Origin of the sequence: Flavobacterium sp. CAN_S2, from assembly GCF_015752255.1 — a bacterium.
Lineage (GTDB): Bacteria > Bacteroidota > Bacteroidia > Flavobacteriales > Flavobacteriaceae > Flavobacterium.
Map to the genome: position 1 here is coordinate 1,378,725 of NZ_JADOVA010000001.1, position 21,791 is coordinate 1,400,515.

At 35.0% G+C, this 21,791-nt stretch carries 17 protein-coding genes; 8 read left to right on the top strand and 9 right to left on the bottom strand.

What is annotated here, in order from left to right; translation table 11 throughout:
* Positions 1 to 49 precede the first annotated feature (49 nt).
* On the top strand, positions 50 to 1,087 hold the full coding sequence (locus IWX80_RS06265; protein ID WP_196852628.1) for an aldo/keto reductase: 1,038 nt from the start codon (positions 50 to 52) through the stop codon (positions 1,085 to 1,087).
* 52 nt (positions 1,088 to 1,139) lie between these two features.
* Here IWX80_RS06265 and IWX80_RS06270 read toward each other — a convergent pair whose 3' ends face one another.
* The 9 genes from IWX80_RS06270 to panC form a co-directional block, all read right to left on the bottom strand.
* Positions 1,140 to 3,107 (bottom strand): transglycosylase domain-containing protein, encoded by a 1,968-nt coding sequence (locus IWX80_RS06270; RefSeq protein ID WP_196852959.1) that lies wholly within the window; start codon positions 3,105 to 3,107, stop codon positions 1,140 to 1,142.
* Positions 3,108 to 3,310: 203 nt separating this feature from the next.
* Positions 3,311 to 3,751, bottom strand: a complete 441-nt coding sequence (locus tag IWX80_RS06275; RefSeq protein ID WP_196852629.1) for a hypothetical protein — start codon at positions 3,749 to 3,751, stop codon at positions 3,311 to 3,313.
* Positions 3,752 to 3,794: 43 nt separating this feature from the next.
* Positions 3,795 to 4,199, bottom strand: coding sequence for a hypothetical protein (locus IWX80_RS06280; protein WP_334682244.1), 405 nt, complete (start codon positions 4,197 to 4,199; stop codon positions 3,795 to 3,797).
* Between the two features lie 120 nt (positions 4,200 to 4,319).
* A complete protein-coding gene (locus tag IWX80_RS06285; RefSeq protein ID WP_196852631.1) occupies positions 4,320 to 4,844 on the bottom strand; it encodes a hypothetical protein in 525 nt (174 codons plus the stop codon).
* 125 nt (positions 4,845 to 4,969) lie between these two features.
* On the bottom strand, positions 4,970 to 6,181 hold the full coding sequence (locus IWX80_RS06290) for a GAF domain-containing sensor histidine kinase (RefSeq protein WP_196852633.1): 1,212 nt from the start codon (positions 6,179 to 6,181) through the stop codon (positions 4,970 to 4,972).
* A 339-nt stretch (positions 6,182 to 6,520) separates the two neighbouring features.
* Positions 6,521 to 7,882, bottom strand: coding sequence for a DNA repair protein RadA (gene radA, locus IWX80_RS06295; RefSeq protein WP_196852634.1), 1,362 nt, complete (start codon positions 7,880 to 7,882; stop codon positions 6,521 to 6,523).
* On the bottom strand, positions 7,882 to 9,030 hold the full coding sequence (locus IWX80_RS06300) for an alpha/beta hydrolase (RefSeq protein ID WP_196852636.1): 1,149 nt from the start codon (positions 9,028 to 9,030) through the stop codon (positions 7,882 to 7,884). The genes radA and IWX80_RS06300 overlap by 1 nt, the downstream gene beginning before the upstream one ends.
* A gap of 223 nt (positions 9,031 to 9,253) precedes the next feature.
* On the bottom strand, positions 9,254 to 9,604 hold the full coding sequence (gene panD / locus IWX80_RS06305) for an aspartate 1-decarboxylase (RefSeq protein ID WP_196852638.1): 351 nt from the start codon (positions 9,602 to 9,604) through the stop codon (positions 9,254 to 9,256).
* Between the two features lie 14 nt (positions 9,605 to 9,618).
* Positions 9,619 to 10,467 carry a pantoate--beta-alanine ligase gene (panC, locus tag IWX80_RS06310; protein WP_196852639.1) on the bottom strand — a complete coding sequence of 283 codons (849 nt, stop codon included), beginning with the start codon at positions 10,465 to 10,467 and terminating at the stop codon, positions 9,619 to 9,621.
* A 108-nt stretch (positions 10,468 to 10,575) separates the two neighbouring features.
* On the opposite strand from panC, the gene IWX80_RS06315 reads away from it, so the two are divergent.
* The 7 genes from IWX80_RS06315 (at position 10,576) to IWX80_RS06345 (ending at position 21,787) form a co-directional block, all read left to right on the top strand.
* On the top strand, positions 10,576 to 11,382 hold the full coding sequence (locus tag IWX80_RS06315; protein WP_113636017.1) for a glycogen/starch synthase: 807 nt from the start codon (positions 10,576 to 10,578) through the stop codon (positions 11,380 to 11,382).
* 20 nt (positions 11,383 to 11,402) lie between these two features.
* A complete protein-coding gene (locus tag IWX80_RS06320; protein ID WP_196852641.1) occupies positions 11,403 to 13,064 on the top strand; it encodes a DUF4270 domain-containing protein in 1,662 nt (553 codons plus the stop codon).
* Between the two features lie 9 nt (positions 13,065 to 13,073).
* Positions 13,074 to 14,921, top strand: coding sequence for a glutamine--fructose-6-phosphate transaminase (isomerizing) (gene glmS, locus IWX80_RS06325; RefSeq protein ID WP_196852642.1), 1,848 nt, complete (start codon positions 13,074 to 13,076; stop codon positions 14,919 to 14,921).
* 378 nt (positions 14,922 to 15,299) lie between these two features.
* Entirely contained in the window at positions 15,300 to 18,125 is a 2,826-nt protein-coding gene (locus tag IWX80_RS06330) for a carboxypeptidase-like regulatory domain-containing protein (RefSeq protein ID WP_196852643.1), read from the top strand.
* Between the two features lie 34 nt (positions 18,126 to 18,159).
* Entirely contained in the window at positions 18,160 to 19,653 is a 1,494-nt protein-coding gene (locus IWX80_RS06335) for an SGNH/GDSL hydrolase family protein (protein WP_196852645.1), read from the top strand.
* Between the two features lie 260 nt (positions 19,654 to 19,913).
* Positions 19,914 to 21,425, top strand: coding sequence for a F0F1 ATP synthase subunit beta (gene atpD / locus IWX80_RS06340; protein WP_113636027.1), 1,512 nt, complete (start codon positions 19,914 to 19,916; stop codon positions 21,423 to 21,425).
* An 80-nt stretch (positions 21,426 to 21,505) separates the two neighbouring features.
* Positions 21,506 to 21,787, top strand: a complete 282-nt coding sequence (locus IWX80_RS06345) for a FoF1 ATP synthase subunit delta/epsilon (protein WP_196852647.1) — start codon at positions 21,506 to 21,508, stop codon at positions 21,785 to 21,787.
* Positions 21,788 to 21,791 lie beyond the last annotated feature (4 nt).

The window sequence follows — 21,791 nt, forward strand, 5'->3', positions numbered from 1 at the left end:
AACTAATTTTATCTTTGTTTACAAAAAATACAATGCAACTTTCTTAATTATGAAATACACAACGTTACCGAATACTGATATAAAAGTCAGCAAGATTTGCCTTGGAACCATGACTTTTGGACAACAAAACACAGAAGCTGATGGACATGCCCAAATGGATTATGCTTTAGAAAATGGAGTTAATTTCTTTGATACTGCCGAAATGTATTCGGTTCCGGCGCGTCAGGAAACCTACGGGAGCACTGAGAAAATCCTTGGAACTTGGTTTAAAAAAACAGGAAAGAGAGAAGAAATAGTTTTGGCATCGAAAATTGCCGGACCTAATCCGAATTTTGGATATATGAGAGAAAAGTTAGATTTCTCACCAGCCAGTATCAAGTTTACATTGGATAATAGTTTACAGCGCTTACAAACAGATTATATTGATGTTTATCAATTGCATTGGCCAGAACGCAAAACCAATTATTTTGGACAACGAGGTTTCAAAGTACAGGATGATGCTTGGGAAGATAACATTCACGATGTATTGGCAACATTGGACGGTTTTGTTAAAGAAGGAAAAATCAAACACATCGGACTTTCAAATGAAAATCCTTGGGGAATCATGCGTTTTCTGGAGGAAAGTAAATACAACAATCTGCCAAGAGTAAAAACCATTCAAAATCCATATTCTCTATTAAACCGACTTTTTGAAAACGGTTCTGCTGAAGTTTGCCTGAGAGAAAATGTAGGTTTATTGGCCTATTCGCCGATGGCTTTTGGGGTTTTGTCCGGTAAATTCCTAACTGGTGAAGCGCATCCAAATGCCAGAATCAAATTGTTTCCGCAGTATTCCAGATACAACAGTGCACAAAGTACTGAAGCTACACGTTTGTATCAAGAAATAGCCAAGAAAAATGGACTGACCTTAACTGAACTGTCTTTGGCATTTATAGAACAACAGCCGTTTGTAACGAGCACAATTATTGGGGCTACCACTTTGGAACAATTAAAAGAAAATATTGATACGATTCAGGTTACACTTTCGGATGAAATTCTAAAAGCGATTGATGAAGTTCAAGCTGTTATTCCTGACCCGGCACCGTAAAGTAAGAAACCCAGTCAGATTTCTAAACTCTGACTGGGTTGTTTTTTAAGAATTAAAGATCAAATTCCTCGTCAACGGCTAAAGAGTCTACTTTTATTAACGTTGAATCTTGTACTTTAAATTTGATAAAAGATTTTGCAGGTCCTGAAATCAGTATGGGTAAGGACTTGTAAATAGTGTCTTCTGGAGTTAAAAGTCCTCTTCGAAACATAATATTGGTTAGGAACGACTCTTGTTTTATTGCAAAATCTTTCAACATTCCCTGATCGTTGAACTGATACATGAATTTTTTAGGACTCGGGATAATTCGGGCAAGATACAAGCATTCATTTAGCGATAATTCCGAAGGTGTTTTTTGGAAATAAAACCGACTTGCTTCACCAATTCCATATACATTTGGACCCCATTCGATAATATTAAAATACACTTCGAGCATGCGTTCCTTACTCACAATCCTGTTATTTTCCAGAATGTAAACCAATAAAATTTCTTCCAGTTTGCGCGAAACTGTTTTTTCCCGACTCAGAAAAGCATTTTTTACCAATTGCATGCTGATGGTACTGGCACCTCGGGAGAATTTTTTAGTTCGGATGTTTTTCACGATGGATTGTTTGAATGCTTCGGTGATAAAACCACGGTGCGAAAAGAAAGATGGATCTTCTGTAGTCAAAACCGATTTTCTTAAATACGGGGAAATTTGGTCTAATGGCGTGTAATTTGGATTGGCAGAACCAACCAAAATCGGACGTTGCAACACATTTTTGATAATGGCACGATAGACAAATTCGCCATTAAGTTTGTTGAGATTGGCTTCGCCGTATTTTGTAATTTTTAGATTTTCTTTTTTCAATTTACTGTCAAAAACTAACTGATTCGGTTTGTTTTGGTTGAAGGCAAAATCCAATTTGTAATCAAAAGTACCGCTGGCTTCCATTCCCTGAAAGTGCGTAAATAAACCTTCAGGAAGCGAAGTAATGAAATCCTGCGCGTTCATTTTTGGAATATTGACCTTGAGTTTGTAAACCGTATCTTTTTCCGTTTCGTACGCTACGTAAGGATGAAATTTTATCTTATTCAACTGAACTGTTGAACTGCTGTCAATAGAAATAAAATCTGAACCCAATAAAAATCGGTAATCAAATTTGGCGTTTTTTAATAGTACATCTTTACTGGCAATTTTTGGATGATTGATTTTTAAATTGGCAATAGCCATAAATCCATCAATATGCAGTTCGTCACCGTCTTTATCGATGTTTTGAATGTTCAATCGAATCGAGTCAAAGCTTGATTTCAGGTTGAAACGCTCGTCTAAATACGGCATTTGGATGGCACCTGTATCAATATTTACAAAGCGAATATCTGCTTTTTTGTTTCTTGGGTCGGCAAATCCTTTAATTTTCCATCGTTGTGAAATCGTATTGGTTTGAACTTTTATTGAAGTTTCGAGTTGTTTATTGATCAATCGTAATTTTTGGAAATTGACAGTTGCTTTCTTTGCGTTATCATCAAATCGAAAAGAAAGATTGTCCAGAATCATATCCGTTGGGACTAAATTCAGCGCTTTTGAAATAATTCTGTAGGCAAACTGAGCGTAGTTTCTTTTTTCGTCACGAATTTCTGTTTGATTGTCTTTTTTTAGAAATGCATCATAATTTCCCGACTTTCCTTTTTTTACAAATTGGACAAAACCATTCTGCATTTCTAAAGTTCCAAGTTGCAAGTCGCCGGTGATTAATTTCCATAAATTGACACTGGTTTTTAGTTTTTGAATTTTAAAAAGAGTGTCTGCATTTTTTGGAACCAGAATTATTTCGGTAAGATTCAAGCCCGATAATCCGTCAAAAGATGCTTTTTTTATTGAAAAAGTACTATTGTAATCTACTTCCATTTCGTGTGATACCTTAGCGATGGTTTGTTGTAAAACGGCATCACGAAATATATAAAAAGCAATAATCATGATGGCAAATAATACAAAAAGTATTTTCGCAACAAGGATTATTTTTTGTTTTCCGGTTCTCATAAATGATTTGGATACTTGATAAAATCTAAAATAAATGGAGTTTAGAATCTCGTCTATAAAGAAAAGCAAAATATTACTAAAGGAAAGTTTTTTATAGTTTTCTTTAGAATTTTGATGAATAATATAATTACGTTCCATTGTAAACATAAAAAAACTACAACTTAAATAGTGCTGTAGTTTCTAAACTTTTTTGTTGCGGTAAATTAGCTTTTTGGCTTTGGTTCTTTATATTCATAAGGATTGTAGAACCTACGGACTTTTTCTACAATTTGATTTAACGTCATTTTGTCCGCGGTTTCTACCGCTTTTAGTTTCCCCGGTTCAATTAAATGATCCGTTATTAATTTTTGTTCCAGTTTCGTTTTGGTTTGTGCCGGACCAAAAACAATAAGTTCATCCGATTTTTTGACGTACGACAGCACTGATTTTATAAAATAATCCAGCTCTTGTTTTTTTCGGTCGTCGAATTTTTTATCGCTATTTCCATGATGAACTCCTGAGAAAGTTCCTTTATTACCTTCGTCATTATGATGTACACTGTTTTCAACCTCAGAATCTATTTCGGTAATTTTTTCTGTATCACCATCAAGAGCAACAATTATTGCTTTTGAAGAATCTATCCAAATGCCAGTTTGTCTTTTCATGTCTTTGTTGTTTTAAAATTAAAGTAGATTGTTTTATGCGGTTTTATTGCAAAAGAATCGCGCTTAGTTGACTTATTAAAACGTGTTCTGATTTGTTTTTTCCTGAAAATGATGAAGCTACGGCATTGGCTGTTTTTAGAATAAGGGAATTAATTTCTGGAGTGAATAAGTGTGGATGTTCTGTTCTGAAAATTTTAAAGTCGGGCATTACTTGTTCCAATTCCCATTCATTGGCAACAAGCCAGTCAAAAACAATTTCGATTTCATAAGCAGTGTCATCACCAAATTCATTAAAACTATTTTCCAGCGGAAGCCATTCCGTCTTTATTATTTGTTTCAGTTTATCGATTTCTTCTTTACGAATGGTTTTGTCTATGGCCGCAATTGAGTAGAACACTTTGCCTAAGTGTTCGTATAAATGAGTCATAGTTTGGTGTGAGGGTTTCATTTTTTTTCGTAAGACGTTGTTAAACATAAAGTTACGAAAATAATGAATGTCTTTCTTGATTTTTTTTATTTTTATTTAAAATAAGAAATAGTTAAAGGAAGCTAAGGTTGTGAAAAAGATTTATCTCGTTTTTGTATCCAGAAACGATAGTAGATTATCTGTTTCCAGTTTTTGAGTGGCGTATTTTAATTGAAGTTCAGAACCTTCGCCCATTCTGTTGTAGTATTCCAACGCTTTTTTTGCAAAGAAGCGTTTGTTGAAATCCGGAAGTTCAGGAATTTGAGGAAATTTTTTATGAAAAAGCATTTCATAATACGCTTGCCATTCCCTTTCGTTTTTGTCTTCAATTAAGTTTTCTTTCGTTTTCTGACTCACGTGAATCATTTCATGCATCAGTAGATTGAGCATTAAATGCAGCGGATATTCGAAAGTGTTTTCAGGAATACGGATGATTTGAGGTTCGCCAAACGCGCCTTCGGTAGTCATTAGGATAAATTCCGGTTTGGCTTTTTCCCTTAATTCAAAACCTTTGAAATTGGGGTTTTCTAAACTATATTCTTCAAATAAAAACTGGGCAGCAGCAATGGTTTCTCCAAGTTCATGAAAGGTATTGACGATTTGTAAATGTTCTGGATACGATTTCATTTTACTTTATAACTATTTTATGTTATGTGCTGACTGTAATGGGAATGGATTGCAGATCTTCGCTATGGTTGTGTTAATATGCCCGTGCGGTCGGGTTTTGTGTTGTGGTTGTATAATATTTTTTCTTATAATTTGTTTTGTTTTATTGTAAAGTGGATTGTGGTCCCTTTATTTAATTCTGATGTTGCCCAAATTTCTCCATTTAGTTTTTCAACTATCTTTTTGCAAGAGGCTAAACCTAAGCCGCTACCGTCAAACTCTTCTTGATTATGTAAACGTTTGAATGGTTCAAAAATAGTTTTAAGATATTCTGGTTTTATGCCTATTCCGTTATCTTCTATTGAAAAAGTAAAGATAGAGTTCGATTCTTCGAGCTTTACATTCAATTGTGTGCGTGTTCCTTTTATTTGATATTTTAAGGCATTACTCAATATATTTTTGAATAATACGATCAGTGCCGTACGTGAACTTTTTATTACCGGCATTGTGTCAATAGTAATTTCTGGCTTGTGGCCATCGATATTTTCAGTTAGTTCTTCAAAAATAGATGTAATCAATAAGTTTACATTGATGGACTCATACTCTTTAGTAATAAAACCTCCTTTAGCATAATCCAGTAAATCATGTATCAAAAGTTTCATTCTCGTAGTGGTGTTGTTGATTAATTTAAAGAATGTTTGGTCGGTATCGTCCCATAAGTCCTCGTGTTTCACCTTGATAATTTTTAGCGCTGCTTGAACAGAACCCAACGGTTGCTTCAAATCATGTGATGCCATTGCCGAAAAAGCTTCCATGTTTGAAGAGTATTCCTGTAATTTTTGCTGATAAGAGACTAACAGTTTATTTTTCTTTCTAAGATCTAATAAAAACATTACCTGATTTGATAAACTTTGCAGTGCTTCAGTTTGTGCTGTGGATAATTTACCGGGCTTATGGTCTATAACGCACAATGAACCTAAAGCAAAACCTTCGGAAGTAACGAGTGGAATACCATAATAAAAAACGATATTAGGGTCGCCCGTTACTAACGGATTCGATGCAAATATAGGATTGTCTCGTGTGTCTGTAACTTCGAAATGCGACTGAGGACTCGCAATTGCGTGCGCGCAAAAAGAATGCTCCAATGGTGCCGGTTCACCTTCCCCAAGTCCTAAATTTGACTTGAAATACTGACGCTCACTATCAATAAAATTGATTATGGAAATTGGAGTATTACAAATTGAGGAAGCAATTTTTGTTATATCATCAAACATTTTTTCCGGAAGAGTGTCCATAATGTCGAACTCCATCAGCGCTTTTATGCGATCTATTTCATAATCGTTTTCTAGAGTCTTCATATTTTTATGTATTACTTTGTCTACTATTAATTTCAGTATGATTATTTTTTTTTAGTTTACTGTTCCCTTATTAAGGAGCAATATTTATTCATTACATTTTTCTGTAACAGTGTAATTTGCCTTTATTTTTTTTCTAAATTATTTATCACCAATACCAGCAATTAGTAAGGAATAAAATTTTACAATAGTAAAATAAAAGATGATATTTATTAAACCCTATAGCCCATACTCGTAATCTCTGCACTAAACAAATCTAAAACTAAAGCTTATACTTCATTCACCAAGCAAGCGTAATTTCTTGAAGCAATGAACCTTTAAAAAGGAATGTTATTTTAAATATCAGCCAAACAATTCACTCGCCACATCTTCAATTTTCGCTACCAATCGGATTTTGATTCCGGTATTTTTCAACGCAATTTTATTGTATTTGGAAACAAAAATGGTCGAAAAACCTAATTTTTCTGCCTCCTGAATGCGTTGGTCCACACGGTTTACAGGACGTATTTCGCCTGAAAGTCCCACTTCGCCGGCAAAACAGAAATCTTTATTGACCGCAATATCTTCATTCGAGGATAAAATGGCGGCTACAACAGCTAAATCTATCGCAGGATCATCTACTGAAATTCCTCCGGTTATGTTCAGGAAAACGTCTTTGGCGCCAAGCCTGAAACCGGCTCTTTTCTCTAAAACAGCCAGAATCATATTGAGTCTTTTGGCATTATAACCCGTGGTGCTTCGTTGCGGCGTTCCATAAACTGCGGTACTCACCAACGCTTGTATTTCAATCATCAACGGACGCATGCCTTCTAAAGTGGAGGCAATCGCGGTTCCGGATAATTCCTCGTCTTTGTGTGAAATTAATATTTCGGATGGATTCGAAACTTCTCGTAAACCATTACCCAGCATTTCATAAATCCCAATTTCGGCAGTGGAACCAAAACGGTTTTTTAAAGAACGTAAAATGCGGTATACGTGGTTTCTGTCCCCTTCAAATTGTAAAACGGTGTCCACCATGTGTTCCAATATTTTTGGTCCTGCTATGTTTCCGTCTTTGGTAATATGACCAATCAGAATCACGGGAATATTGGTTTCTTTGGCAAATTTGATTAGTTCCGCGGTGGTTTCCCGGATTTGAGAAATACTTCCGGGAGTGGATTCTATATAATCCGTATGAAGTGTTTGTATAGAATCGATAATGACGATTTCGGGTTCAATAGCTTCAATTTGTTTGAAAATATTTTGTGTTTTGGTTTCGGTCAGGATATAGCAATTGTCTCCGCTTGGCGTGATTCTTTCGGCACGCATTTTTATTTGTTTCTGACTTTCCTCGCCCGAAACATATAAGGTTTTATAAGGTAACTTTAAAGAAATTTGCAGTAATAGCGTACTTTTTCCAATGCCGGGTTCACCGCCTAAAAGAATCAAAGATCCGGGAACTATTCCACCACCCAACACGCGATTAAGTTCTGCATCTGTAGTATCCATTCGGATTTCTTGAGCCGAATTAATTTCGTTTATTCGTAACGGTTTTGGTGCTTTATTACTGGAAGTTGGTTCGCTCTTCCAAGCTACTTTTTCTTGTTTTTGGATGATTTCCTCTGCAATGGTGTTCCATTCTTTACAAGAATTGCATTGTCCTTGCCATTTTGCATATTGTGCGCCACAGTTTTGGCAAAAAAAAGTTGTTTTTACTTTTGACATTATTTTTTTGGTGTTTGACTGATCATATTATCATATTTCTCCATCATCATGTTTTTTGTAAGGTCGCCAATTTCTTCTAGTTGGGAAGCAGTTTGGTATCGTTTTGCTGCTTTTTTCATGTCACCCGTTTTTTCATACATTAAACCCAATTCATAATCGGCAAGCATTGATTTTGGATAATTTTTATTAGCAATTTCAGCTAATTTATCAAGTTCTGAATACGCTTTGTTTTTAAGAATTGCAGCTTCTATGGCTTTGAAATCATTAACGCGAATGGGAATTTTTAAACCTAAGTTTTTAGATAACACATCGTATTTGTTAGTTAGGTAATCTACATATCCGGATTGAAGAATGACAATTTTCTCCGAATATTCAGTTGAAGAAATGGGTTTGTACGTATCGAAAAATTGGTACAAAGCATTTGGAATCGAATATAGAACCAGCGAATAATGAGATGCGCCTTTGAAGTTATCAAACTTGTAATTCAGTAATGGATTGGTAACTTGTTTTATATTGCTGTCTAATTGCTTGATAGATGTTTGCAGTTTTTTTACATCACCATCACCATTTGACTGATAATAAAAAATAGGTTGTTTGAGTTTTGAAAGTTGCTCCGGAATGCGGTTTTCCATATCAGGCGCAAGTTCTGGACTCAATGAAATATAGGCATTAAAAATAGGTTTGTCTTTGTACAGAAAAAAGTTCAAAAAACCAGCAGTTGTATCATGACCGGCGATAATTCGGAAAGGGGCAACAGGATATTTCTTTTCTATGTAGGGTAGTAACTCCGCTCCAATAAATTCAAAAAATTTCGCGCCTTTTCCAGAAGGAACGCCATCAGCTTCGTCATAATTGCAGTCGTCATATCGTTCGTTGTTTTTGTTTTGGCTGATGCCAACGATAATGGTTTCTGGTAAATCATCCCAATATGCACCATAATTTAAAGCGCCATAGAAAGGTTCAAACAGATAATCGCCATCCAATAAAACGAGAATTGGGTATTTTTTATTTGGATTTTTTTCAAAAGAAGGCGGGAGCCCAATGGTAATTTCTCTGCTTTCGCCAAGCACTTGAGAATCGAAAGCAATCACAGTTTTTTGTGAAAATACGGAAACAGAAAAGAGTAATAAGAGTATTAGTTTTTTCATGAATTGGTTTGGTTTAGAAAGTATAGAATGCTCCAAATAATAGCAAGCAATATATACATTATTACTTTTATTTGAAAACGAATACCGGTAAATGTTAATATTGCGCCTTGATTTCAAGGGTGGAACTAGCGTTTAAAAAAATAACCACTGATTCTGTGATTTTAAAATGCAAAATCAGAGAATCAGTGGCTAAAAAATATTGTTGGTTTTATTCGAATAGAAATTATGTCAAAGAATTGTTATTTTCATTTGGAAAAATAACCCACGGTTTGAAGGTTTTAGCTTCTTCAAATTCTAAGGTTGCGTATGAAATGATGATGATGATATCGTCTTTTTGAACTTTTCTGGCTGCAGGACCGTTGAGTGTTATTGTTCCTGAATTTTTTTCGCCTTTGATGGCATAAGTTTCAAAGCGTTCTCCATTGTTGATGTTTACAATGGAAACTTTTTCGCCTTCAATAATATTTGAAGCCTCTAACAATGATTCGTCAATAGTGATTGACCCGATATAATTTAAATCGGCGCCGGTTACCTTAACGCGGTGAATTTTTGATTTTAATACTTGAATTTGCATGCTACAAAAGTAAATTAATTTAGTGAAATGGTGTCAATTAAACGAATATTGTTGACTAATACGGCTATGAAAGCGCGGTATTTTTTATTTTTATTTTTTCGACTGCACGATAAAAGCGTGGCTTCATCAGCAATGGTGAAATATTCTAAAGTAAAATGAGGATTGTTATCGAATGATTTTTGAACCCATTCTGAAATTTTAGCGGTACTATTTTTCGAAAATTGCTCTTTTACAGAGCTAAGAATTTTGTAGATAATAGATGCTTCATCTCTTTCCCGCGCGGATAAACGCTCATTTCTGGAGCTCATGGCAAGTTCATTAGCTTCTCTATAAATAGGACAGCCAATCACGTTCACTTTTAAGTGATTTTTAGCGACCATCTTTTTCACGATTTGCAATTGTTGAAAGTCTTTCTCGCCAAAATAAGCGTTAGTTGGTTCAATAATTTCAAAAAGTCGTTTGACGATGGTTCCTACACCATTGAAATGTCCGGGTCTGAATTTGCCTTCCATTTGGTTTTCCAATCCGTCGAAATCGAATGGTTCCGAAACCGGTTTTCCGTCATAAATATCTTCAACCGTTGGCGCATACAAGATAATGTTTGGATTCAGATTGGTTAATTTTTTCACATCTTCCTCAAGTGTTCTCGGGTATTTTGCCAAGTCTTCCGGATTATTGAATTGAGTAGGATTTACAAAAATACTGACAACGGTGGTGTCGTTTTCCAGCAATGATTTCTGCATTAAAGCCAAATGACCTTGATGTAACGCACCCATAGTTGGAACAAATCCAATAGTGGAATGGATGGTTTTTATAGGTTTCAAATAGTCCATTAAAGATGCTTTTCCGTAGAAAATATGCATGGCAGTATTATTAAAATTAAATGCAAACTTACTATTTTAGTTAATAACTGCATAAATTTTTGTAATTTTGCATGGTTTTTATTGCCAATAAATTAAGTAAATTACAATATGAAAGATAAGAGGATATTATATGTATCATCTGAAGTGGTGCCGTATCTCGCTGAAAACGAGGTCTCTTTAATGTCTTATGACGTTCCAAAAATGATTAATGATCAAGGTGGACAGATAAGAATTTTTATGCCAAGGTATGGAAATATTAACGAGAGAAGACACCAATTGCACGAGGTAATTAGACTTTCGGGGATGAATTTGGTAGTGAATGACTTGGATATGCCGTTGATTATAAAAGTGGCTTCTATTCCAAAAGAGAGAATACAAGTCTACTTTATTGATAATGATGAATATTTCAAAAGGAAAGCAACTTTTGCTGATGAAGAAGGTGTGATGTATCCTGATAATGATGAACGTGCCATTTTCTTTGCAAAAGGAGTTGTGGAAACTGTCAAAAAACTCAATTGGGTTCCTGATATTATTCATGTTCATGGATGGATGGCTGCAATGTTGCCTATTTACATGAAGCATTTTTATAAAAACGAAGCCTTATTTTCGGAAACAAAGATTGTTACTTCAGTGTACAGCCAGTCTTTTGAAGGGACTTTGAACGAAGAAATGATCAATAAAGTGAAATTCGACGGAGTTCCGGATGATGCAATAGCAGATCTGGAGGTTCCAAACTACGAAAATATCATCAAGGCGACAGTTAAACATTCTGATGCTGTGATTATTGCTTCAGAAAACCTCTCTCCAAGTTTAACAAAATTTATAGAATCTTCAGGAAAACCTTTTTTACCTTTCGCACCGAAAGATGCATTCGCGGAAGCGTATACTAATTTCTATATAAACGAGGTTCTGTAAATTAAACTTTTTTAATAAATATGTACAATAATTCTTTTTTTAAGAAAATTCTTCTAGTAGCAAGTGTTGTTTTTTTATATTCTTGTGATAAAGATTATAATGAAATTGGTGGAGATTTAATAGGTGATAATAATTTTGATCTTAATAAGCAGACATATAGTGTATTGGGTTACAATCAAAAAACAGGACCGATACAATCCAATAATCTTGAAGTAAATCCATTGGGGATTTACAGCAATACAAATTTTGGTGAAACAACAGCAAATTTCAATACCCAGTTAACATTACCCGCTCTAATTACCTCAGTAAGTACAAATTTATTTGTTGAAAGTGTTGTTCTAACAGTTCCTTATTACACGGATGCAACTCAACTAAAAGTCAATGCTGATGGAACTCGTGTATATGTTTTAGATTCTATCTACGGACCGGAAAAGGCTAAAATGAAATTAAGTGTATATGAATCTGGTTATTTTATGAGAGACGCAGATCCTGTTGGAGGATTCCAACAGCCTCAAAAATATTTCACAGACCAAGATGCTGATTTCAATAATTTGAAGGTTGGAAATCGGTTGAATAATAGTTTAAACAAAGCTGAAAATGATGAATTTTTCTTTGATCCGGCTGAACATCCTGTAGTTGCCACGGATACAGTGACAGGTGTAAAAACAACGACGTATACGGCGCCAGGGATGAAATTGAATTTAGATAAAGATTATTTTAAATCAAGAATCCTTGATGCAGTTAATTCAGGAAAATTAGCTTCGAATGATGTTTTTAAAAATTACTTCAGAGGACTTTATTTTAAAATGGAGAAATCAGCAAGCAGTGCTGGAAATTTAGCAATGTTGAATTTTAAAGCTGGTAAAATAACCATCACTTATAAAGAAGATTTGGCCTCAACAACCGGTGGTGCTACAACTAGGGTTAAAAAGACAATCGTTCTTAATATGACGGGTAATACTGTTAGTTTGTTGAAAAATGATTACAGTGTTAATGGAGGTGCTTATGATGCTTTAGCAAATACCGGAAACCAAACTGAAGGAGATGAGAAATTTTTCCTAAAAGGCGGCGAAGGTTCTATAGCGGTTTTAGATCTTTTTGATAAAAAAGATTTGAAAGGATATGATGCTAATGGTGTTTTAACGGGTCCAAACGGAATTTCAGATGAGCTGGATGATTTAAGAAACCCTGCTGATGGAAAAAAATTATTAGTGAACGAAGCCAACTTGGTTTTTCATATTGATGCGGCTGCAATGGCTAACAGTTATGAACCACAAAGAATTTATTTATACGATTTTAAGAACAGCCGACCTTTAACTGATTATTACTTAGATGTAACATCAAATAGTGTTGATGCAAAGAAGTCAAAAGGGTTTTTTGATGGTATTATAAAGAAAGATGCTACTAGTAAAAAGGGATTGACTTATAAAATTAGAATTACGAATCATATCCGAAATCTTATTAACAATAAAGATTCAACTAATGTTAAATTAGGTCTTGTGGTTACAGAAGATATTGGGATAATTGCATCTTACAAAGTAAAAACTCCAACTGCGAATATTAGTCAAGCACCAAAAGCTTCGGTTATGAATCCGTTAGGAACTGTTTTACACAGCGGAAAATCTACCGTAGCTGAGGCTAAAAGATTAAAACTGGAAATTTATTATACAAAACCTAATTAAACCAAGACTATGTGTGGAATCGTTGGATATATTGGATATAGAGAAGCTTATCCTATTGTAATTAAAGGATTAAAAAGACTCGAATATAGAGGCTATGACAGTGCTGGTGTCATGTTATTTGATGGTGAAAACCTAAAAGTATCAAAAACAAAAGGAAAAGTTTCTGATCTTGAAGAAAGATCTGCAAAAGAGATTACTACTAATGGAAGCATTGGGATTGGTCATACACGTTGGGCTACGCACGGTGTTCCAAATGACGTGAATTCACATCCACATATTTCTAATTCAGGCGATTTAGCAATCGTACACAACGGAATTATTGAAAATTACGCTCCTTTAAAAGCAGAGTTGATAAAGAGAGGGTATATTTTTCATTCGGATACAGATACTGAAGTATTGATTAATCTTATTGAAGAAGTACAGAAAAAAGATAATTTAAAATTAGGAAAAGCTGTTCAAGTGGCTTTGAATCAAGTAGTGGGAGCGTATGCGATTGCTGTTTTTGATAAAAAAAACCCAAATGAAATTGTTGCTGCTCGTTTAGGTAGCCCATTAGCAATAGGTGTTGGTGAAGGGGAGTTTTTTATAGCTTCAGATGCGTCTCCGTTTATTGAATATACATCTAATGCTATTTACTTGGAAGATGGTGAAATGGCTAATATTAGACTTCATAAACAAATGAAGGTTCGTAAAATTAAAGATGATTCTTTAGTTAATCCTACTATTCAGGAACTTCAAATGAATTTGGAGCAAATTGAAAAAGGAGGTTACGATCATTTTATGCTCAAAGAAATTTATGAGCAACCAAGCGTTATCAAAGATACTTATCGTGGAAGACTTCATGCAAATGAAGGTTTAATTCAAATGGCAGGTGTTGAGGATAATTTAGAAAAATTCTTAAATGCGGATCGAATTATAATTGTTGCTTGTGGTACCTCATGGCACGCAGGTTTAGTGGCTGAATATATTTTTGAGGAATTTGCAAGAATCCCTGTTGAAGTAGAATATGCTTCTGAATTTAGATATAGAAATCCAATTATAAACAGCAAAGATATTGTTATTGCTATTTCTCAATCAGGAGAAACGGCTGATACTATGGCTGCGATAAAATTGGCTAAAGAAAGTGGAGCATTTGTTTTTGGAGTTTGTAACGTGGTAGGTTCTTCTATTTCAAGAGAAACTCACGCTGGTGCTTACACTCATGCAGGACCTGAAATAGGAGTTGCATCAACAAAAGCATTTACAACACAGATAACTGTTTTGACAATGATCGCTTTGCGTTTGGCTAAAGCCAAAGGAACTTTATCGAATTCAGCTTTTCACACCTATTTACAAGAATTAGAAATTATTCCTGAAAAAGTTAAAGAGGCTTTAGAAACTAATGATAGAGCAAAAGAAATTGCAGCAGTTTTCAAAGATGCTCCTAACTGTTTATATTTGGGAAGAGGATATAATTTCCCAGTGGCTCTTGAGGGTGCTTTGAAATTAAAAGAGATTTCTTATATTCACGCTGAAGGATATCCTGCAGCAGAAATGAAACACGGACCAATTGCATTAATTGATGAGCATATGCCCGTGGTTGTAATTGCGCCAAAACAAGGACATTACGATAAAATTGTAAGTAATATTCAAGAAATCAAATCCAGAAGTGGAAAAATTATAGCGGTGGTAACCAAGGGCGATACGCAAGTACGTGAATTGGCTGACTATGTTATCGAAATTCCAGAAACTTCGGATGCATTATCACCCTTGATCACAACTATACCATTACAGCTGTTGTCATATCATATTGCTGTTATGCGGGGATGCAATGTAGATCAGCCTCGTAATCTTGCAAAATCAGTTACAGTAGAATAATTAGTAGTTAACTACTTTATAAATACTAAGCCTCGGAAGTTTTCTTCCGAGGCTTTTTTTGTGCGTCAAATCATCAAATTTGTCAGATACTTTTAAAGTCTCCAAAAGTGAAATAAACTATAAATTTGGGCGCTTTTATCACTTTTATCAAATATCTAAAAATTAATAATTATTTTGTGATTAATGCATTTTTTATATGCATGCATAATGATATTCTGTTTTTTCAACACAAAATTTAACATTAAATAATTAATTATAAATACGAAATAAGCGCAAATGGGGCAAATTAACTGATGAATGTGAAATTTTTTCGGGACTTTTTTATTAATATCAAAAATATTTGTACTTTGGCTACATAAACCAACAAATTATAACCCAATGAGAGTGTATTTACTTTTTTTGTCATTGTTTTTTTGTAGCCTAACTTTCGCTCAAAACTCAATTTCAGGTATTGTTACAGATAGTAACAACCAACCTATCCCTGGAGCCAACATTAAAATAGTTGGAGACTCTTCGGGTACAATAACCGATTTAGATGGTTCTTTTACTTTGCAATCATCAAAAAAACCTCCTTTTGTAATTGAGATTACAAGTGTGGGTTTTGGATCTCAAAAGATTAACGTTACTTCAGCTAATCAAAGAATTTCGGTTAAACTTTTAGATGAAGAAAATAAACTGGATGAAATTGTGGTTTCCGCATCAAGAACTCCTGAAAGAGTAATTGAGTCACCGGTTACAATTGAGAGAATGGGTATTCAACAAATAAAAAGTACAACAGCACCGACGTTTTATGATGGTTTAGAAAATCTTAAAGAGGTACATTTTAATACTAGTAGTATATCGTTCAAGTCTATTAATACAAGAGGTTTCTCTACAGTTGCCAATACTCGTTTTATGCAATTAGTTGATGGTATGGATAACTCTTCACCGGCATTGAACTTTGTTTTAGGGAATTTGATTGGACTTTCTGATATTGATGTTGCTTCGGTTGAGCTACTTCCTGGTGCATCTTCTGCGCTTTACGGGGCAAATGCTTTTAATGGTATTTTGTTCATGAATAGTAAAAATCCTTTTACAAATCAAGGAATTAGCACTTATGTGAAATACGGGCAAACAACTCAGGATGCCGCAGGTACAAATGATTATTTTGACTTTGGATTAAGAGCTGCAAAAGCTTTTTCGAAACATTTTGCCGCTAAAGCTAATTTCAATTTTTTGAGAGCGACAGAGTGGATTGCTGCGGATGACAGAAGTATAACAGGCGGTTCAGTTGGACACGCAAACAATCAAAACTATGACGGTTTGAACTTGTATGGAGATGAAGTTACTACTTTCATTACCAATGTAGGTCAGGTAAGTAGAACGGGATACCGCGAGCAAGATTTAAATGATAATAAAGTTAAAAGTGTAAAAGCAGATTTCTCTTTGCATTTTAAACCATGGGAAGGTGAAACCGAAATTATATTACAACATAAACTAGGTTTGGGAAGCACGATTTATCAAGGAGCAAACAGATATGCATTAGGTGATTTCTTTATGCAACAATCTAAAATCGAGATAAAAGGAAAAAATTTCTTTGTAAGAGGATATGTTACGGATGAAGATGCCGGTAATTCTTATGATATGCGTTTTGCTGCATGGAATGTTAACAGAGCTGCAAAATCAGATACAGAATGGTTTACGAATTATGCTACTGCCTACCAACTTTCGGGTGCGGTATTAGGAACAAATGCACAGCAATCAGCAGCGAATGCTAGAAATTATGCAGATTATAATATCAAACCTACAGGTTTACCTTTTTTACCAACTCCAACAGGAAGTGCTAGATTTGAGCCGGGTTCTGCACAATTCAAAAGTGCTTTAGCGGCAGCAATCGCTGAGCCGGATTTAACTAAAGGAGCTAAATTTATCGATCAGTCTAAAATTTACCATTCTGATGTAAATTATAATTTTAAAGATTTAGTGAAATTTGCTGAGATTCAATTAGGAGGTTCATTCAGACAATATGAAATGAACTCACAAGGAACAATCTTTACTGATTTTGACGGTCCATTAAGATATAATGAATATGGTGCTTACGGGCAATTGACTAAAAAATTCATGGATGACAGATTGAAATTTACAGGATCTGCTCGTTATGATAAAAGTCAAAATTTTGACGGAAATATTTCACCTCGTGTCTCTTTTGTATATTCTGCGGGTGAAACTAAAAGACACAATTTTAGAGTTTCATACCAAACTGGATTTAGAAATCCAACTACACAAGATCAATATATTGGTTTAGACTTAGGGCCATTTGCTTTGATTGGTTCTGCTGCTGAGAATTTAGATCGTTTCACAGAGGTTAGAGGTGTTAGTGCTGCTGGTCAAGCATTGGGAGTTCCTGCAACTTTAACTTTGACGGGTCAAAATGCTTACACTAATTCTTACACTTTAACATCAGTTCAGGCCTTTAGTAATGCAATTGCTGCAAGTCCAACAAATATTCCTGCAGCAGCAGCTTTATTGCAAGTGGCTAATCCAGGATTGGTTAAGCCGGAAGAAGTTCAGGCTTTGGAAGTAGGATATCGTTCTGTAGTTAACAATGATTTGTCAATTGATATTAATGGATATTATAATATTTATAATGATTTCATGAATACTTCAAGAGTAATTAGCCCGTATTACGGAAATGTTAATACCGCTTTTGATTTTGGTAATCCAGCAACTTTAGCTACACTTTCAGCTTTAAGTAATGGAGATAGAAGAGTGTATCAAGTGTATACCAATACAACTGCAAAAATTACGTCATTAGGTTTCGGTTTAGGTTTATCTAAAAAAGTATACAAGGATTTTGAATTGGGTGTAAATTATAACTACGCTGAATTTAATTTCAATCAAGAAGAAGATCCTAGTTTTGTTGCTGGTTTTAATACTCCAAAACACAGAGTAAAAGCATCTATTGGGAATGCTAAATTGTTTGAAAACTTTGGTTTCAATATTAATGCAAGATACAATACAGAATATTTATGGCAATCTTCTTTTGCTGATGGAATTGTTCCTGAAAACACAGTGTTAGACGCTCAGATTAACTATGGTTTTCCTAAATTGAAATCAGTACTTAAAGTTGGTGCTACTAATATTGGTGGGAAGGATTATATTCAAGTAATTGGAGCAGGTGCTATCGGACAACAATGGTTTGCTTCTTGGACAATCAATCCATAATTCAAAAAAGGTCAATAATTTTAAAAAATATATTATGATAAAAAATTTCAAATGGCTGTTGTTGATTTCGCTAACCTTCGCAGCATGTAATAACGATGACGAGGTAATCGTTGAAGAGCCGCTAACTGCTGGTTCTGCAGATTTCTCTAAATATGTGGCTTTAGGCGATTCATTTGCGGCAGGATATAGTGACGGTGCGCTTTTTAAAGCTGGTCAAAAAAATTCATATCCAAATATTATGGCAGAGCAATTTGCTTTAGTTGGCGGAGGTGCTTTTACAAATCCATTTATGGCTGACGATAATAGAGGAGGTTTCTCTATTGGAGGAAATCAAATTCCACAATTTCCAACTCGTTTGTATTTTAATGGTGCTGGACCTGTTAATGTTTCAGGTGTTTCGGGAACAGTTTTTGGTGCTAGCATTTCTGGAGCATACAGTAATATGGGTGTTCCGGGTGCAAAAGCGATTCATTTAGGAGTTGCAGGATACGGTCAGGCTAATCCATACTTTGGTAGATTTGCAAAAACCGCAATGTCGAGCGTTGTAAAAGATGCTACAGATCAAAATCCAACTTTTTTCTCCTTGTTTATTGGAGGAAATGATGTTTTAGGATACGCTACTAATGGAGGTATTCCTACTTCCCAAGATGCTGTTGCAGGAAATGATATTACTCCGGCGGGTACTTTTAACGCAGCTTATAATGCTTTAGCTACTGCTCTTGCTACGGGAGGAAGAAAAGGAGTTGTTGCAAATTTACCATATATCAATAATCTTCCGTTTTTCACGACGGTTCCTTTTAATCCAGTTCCATTGGATGCTGCAACTGCAACGCAATTGAATACACAATTATTAGGACCGGTAAAACAAATTCTTACAGCTCTAGGCGCTGGAAGCAGAATCAAAACATTGTCTGCTTCGGCTACAAATCCGTTGTTGATAAGAGATGAAACTTTGGTTAATTACGGTGCGCAGATTACTGGTGCATTGATTGCTGCTGGAGTTCCGGCTCCGCAAGCTGGTTTGATGGGTAGTCTTTATGGACAAGCGCGTCATGCTAACGGAGGTGCAAATGTTGCCGATAAGGATTTTGTATTATTAACAACTAGAACAGTTATCGGAACATCACAAGCAGGAGTTCCTGCTCCGTTTAATACTGTTGGAGTAACTTATCCTTTACAAGATAATAGAGTTTTAACAGCTTCTGAGGTTGCTGAAATTAAAGTAGCTACTGACGCTTATAACGTAACAATTAAAGCTGCGGCAGAATCAAATGGGTTGGCTTTCGTTGACACAGCTTCAATATTGAATCAATTAAACAATGGTGGAATACGTTTTGGTAATTATCACATGACGGCTGGATATGTAACTGGCGGTACTTTCTCTTTAGACGGAGTTCATCCTAGTCCTAGAGGATATGCTTTGATTGCTAATAAATTCATTGAGGCGATAAATGCTAAATACGGTTCTAATTTAAAAGGAGTTGATTTAGGTTTATATAGCATTCAATATCCGGCGACTATTCAATAATCAGAAGTGACATTTTCTCATAAAAACAACCGCCCGTTTTGTTACGTGGCGGTTGTTTTTTTTAGGGATAATCTTGTCTTTTGTTAGTTTCTAAGTCATTTCTAGACAATCTATTAAAAAAATATCTTTTTTTGTAAAAAAACATATTGATTTTATATTTTAAAAATTATCTTTGCACACTGAAAAAAGTGTCTAATCGATATGTTTCGATTGGCAGTATTTCATAAACCTATAATAGCTATTTAATAAATACATAAGTAATGTCAAAAGTAATAGGAAAAGTTGCCCAAATCATTGGCCCAGTAGTTGACGTTGTTTTCAACGGTAAGGATGTTGAACTTCCAAAAATTTATGATTCATTAGAAATCACAAAAAAAGATGGTACTTTATTAGTGCTTGAAGTACAATCTCACATTGGTGAAAATACAGTACGTACCATTTCGATGGACTCAACAGATGGTTTGAGTAGAGGTTATGAAGTAGTTGGAACAGGAAACCCTATCCAAATGCCAATTGGTGCCGATGTTTACGGTCGTTTGTTCAATGTAATTGGAGATGCCATTGATGGTTTACCTGAATTGCCAAAAACTGGTGAAAACGGAATGTCAATTCACAGAGCAGCTCCAAAATTCGAAGATTTATCTACTTCTTCTGAAGTTTTATTCACAGGTATTAAAGTAATCGATTTAATTGAGCCTTACTCAAAAGGGGGTAAAATTGGATTGTTTGGTGGTGCTGGAGTTGGTAAAACAGTATTGATTCAGGAGTTGATTAACAATATTGCAAAAGGTCACGGTGGACTTTCTGTATTCGCAGGAGTAGGAGAAAGAACACGTGAAGGGAATGACTTACTTCGTGAGATGTTAGAGTCAGGAATTATAAAATACGGTGACGAATTCATGCACTCTATGGAAAATGGAGGTTGGGATTTATCTAAAGTAGATTTGCCAGGAATGAGAGAGTCTAAAGCTACTTTTGTTTTCGGACAAATGAATGAGCCTCCAGGAGCTCGTGCTCGTGTAGCACTTTCTGGATTATCTATCGCTGAATATTTCCGTGATGGAGCAGGAACTGATCAAGGGAAAGATGTATTGTTCTTCGTGGATAATATCTTCCGTTTTACACAAGCAGGTTCTGAGGTTTCGGCTCTTTTAGGTCGTATGCCATCTGCGGTAGGATACCAACCAACATTAGCTACTGAAATGGGTGCGATGCAAGAACGTATCACATCTACAAACAAAGGTTCTATTACATCTGTACAGGCGGTTTACGTTCCTGCGGATGATTTAACGGATCCGGCTCCGGCTACAACTTTTGCTCACTTAGATGCAACAACAGTATTGTCTCGTAAAATTGCTGAGTTAGGTATTTATCCTGCGGTTGATCCATTGGATTCAACTTCAAGAATTCTTACTCCTCAAATTTTAGGTGATGAGCACTATGATTGTGCACAAAGAGTAAAAGAAATTTTGCAAAAATACAAGCAATTACAAGATATCATCGCGATCCTTGGTATGGAGGAATTATCAGAAGATGATAAATTAGCAGTTTCAAGAGCGCGTCGTGTACAACGTTTCTTATCTCAACCTTTCCACGTTGCTGAGCAATTTACAGGATTAAAAGGAGTTTTAGTAGATATCAAAGATACTATCAAAGGATTTAACATGATTATTGACGGTGAATTAGATCACTTGCCAGAATCAGCTTTTAACCTTAAAGGTACAATTGAAGAGGCTATCGAAGCTGGAGAAAAAATGTTAGCGGAAGCTTAAAATTAGTTTAAATGTTTAAAGTTTAAGGTTCACTCGTAACTTTAAACTTTTAAACTTTAAACTTTAAACTAAAAAGAATTATGTTATTAGAAATAGTTTCACCAGAAGCAAAATTGTTTTCAGCAGAAGTAACTTCGGTAACACTGCCAGGAGTTGATGGGAGCTTTCAGATTTTGAATAACCACGCGCCAATTGTTTCTATTTTAGAAAAAGGAGTAGTGAAAATTACAGCTTCAAACTTTGCTTTTGCAAAAGAAGTAGCAGGTAAATTCACTAAGCTGGATGCCCAAAATTATACACTTGCTATCAATTCAGGAACAATTGAAATGAAAGACAATAAAGTTATTGTTTTAGTTGACTAAGATA

Bases quoted from the DNA above. Each gene is read 5' to 3' on its own strand.
- IWX80_RS06265 (WP_196852628.1), top strand. From the start codon at position 50: ATGAAATACACAACGTTACCGAATACTGATATAAAAGTCAGCAAGATT.
- IWX80_RS06270 (WP_196852959.1), bottom strand. From the start codon at position 3,107: ATGAGAACCGGAAAACAAAAAATAATCCTTGTTGCGAAAATACTTTTT.
- IWX80_RS06275 (WP_196852629.1), bottom strand. From the start codon at position 3,751: ATGAAAAGACAAACTGGCATTTGGATAGATTCTTCAAAAGCAATAATT.
- IWX80_RS06280 (WP_334682244.1), bottom strand. From the start codon at position 4,199: ATGAAACCCTCACACCAAACTATGACTCATTTATACGAACACTTAGGC.
- IWX80_RS06285 (WP_196852631.1), bottom strand. From the start codon at position 4,844: ATGAAATCGTATCCAGAACATTTACAAATCGTCAATACCTTTCATGAA.
- IWX80_RS06290 (WP_196852633.1), bottom strand. From the start codon at position 6,181: ATGAAGACTCTAGAAAACGATTATGAAATAGATCGCATAAAAGCGCTG.
- radA (WP_196852634.1), bottom strand. From the start codon at position 7,882: ATGTCAAAAGTAAAAACAACTTTTTTTTGCCAAAACTGTGGCGCACAA.
- IWX80_RS06300 (WP_196852636.1), bottom strand. From the start codon at position 9,030: ATGAAAAAACTAATACTCTTATTACTCTTTTCTGTTTCCGTATTTTCA.
- panD (WP_196852638.1), bottom strand. From the start codon at position 9,604: ATGCAAATTCAAGTATTAAAATCAAAAATTCACCGCGTTAAGGTAACC.
- panC (WP_196852639.1), bottom strand. From the start codon at position 10,467: ATGCATATTTTCTACGGAAAAGCATCTTTAATGGACTATTTGAAACCT.
- IWX80_RS06315 (WP_113636017.1), top strand. From the start codon at position 10,576: ATGAAAGATAAGAGGATATTATATGTATCATCTGAAGTGGTGCCGTAT.
- IWX80_RS06320 (WP_196852641.1), top strand. From the start codon at position 11,403: ATGTACAATAATTCTTTTTTTAAGAAAATTCTTCTAGTAGCAAGTGTT.
- glmS (WP_196852642.1), top strand. From the start codon at position 13,074: ATGTGTGGAATCGTTGGATATATTGGATATAGAGAAGCTTATCCTATT.
- IWX80_RS06330 (WP_196852643.1), top strand. From the start codon at position 15,300: ATGAGAGTGTATTTACTTTTTTTGTCATTGTTTTTTTGTAGCCTAACT.
- IWX80_RS06335 (WP_196852645.1), top strand. From the start codon at position 18,160: ATGATAAAAAATTTCAAATGGCTGTTGTTGATTTCGCTAACCTTCGCA.
- atpD (WP_113636027.1), top strand. From the start codon at position 19,914: ATGTCAAAAGTAATAGGAAAAGTTGCCCAAATCATTGGCCCAGTAGTT.
- IWX80_RS06345 (WP_196852647.1), top strand. From the start codon at position 21,506: ATGTTATTAGAAATAGTTTCACCAGAAGCAAAATTGTTTTCAGCAGAA.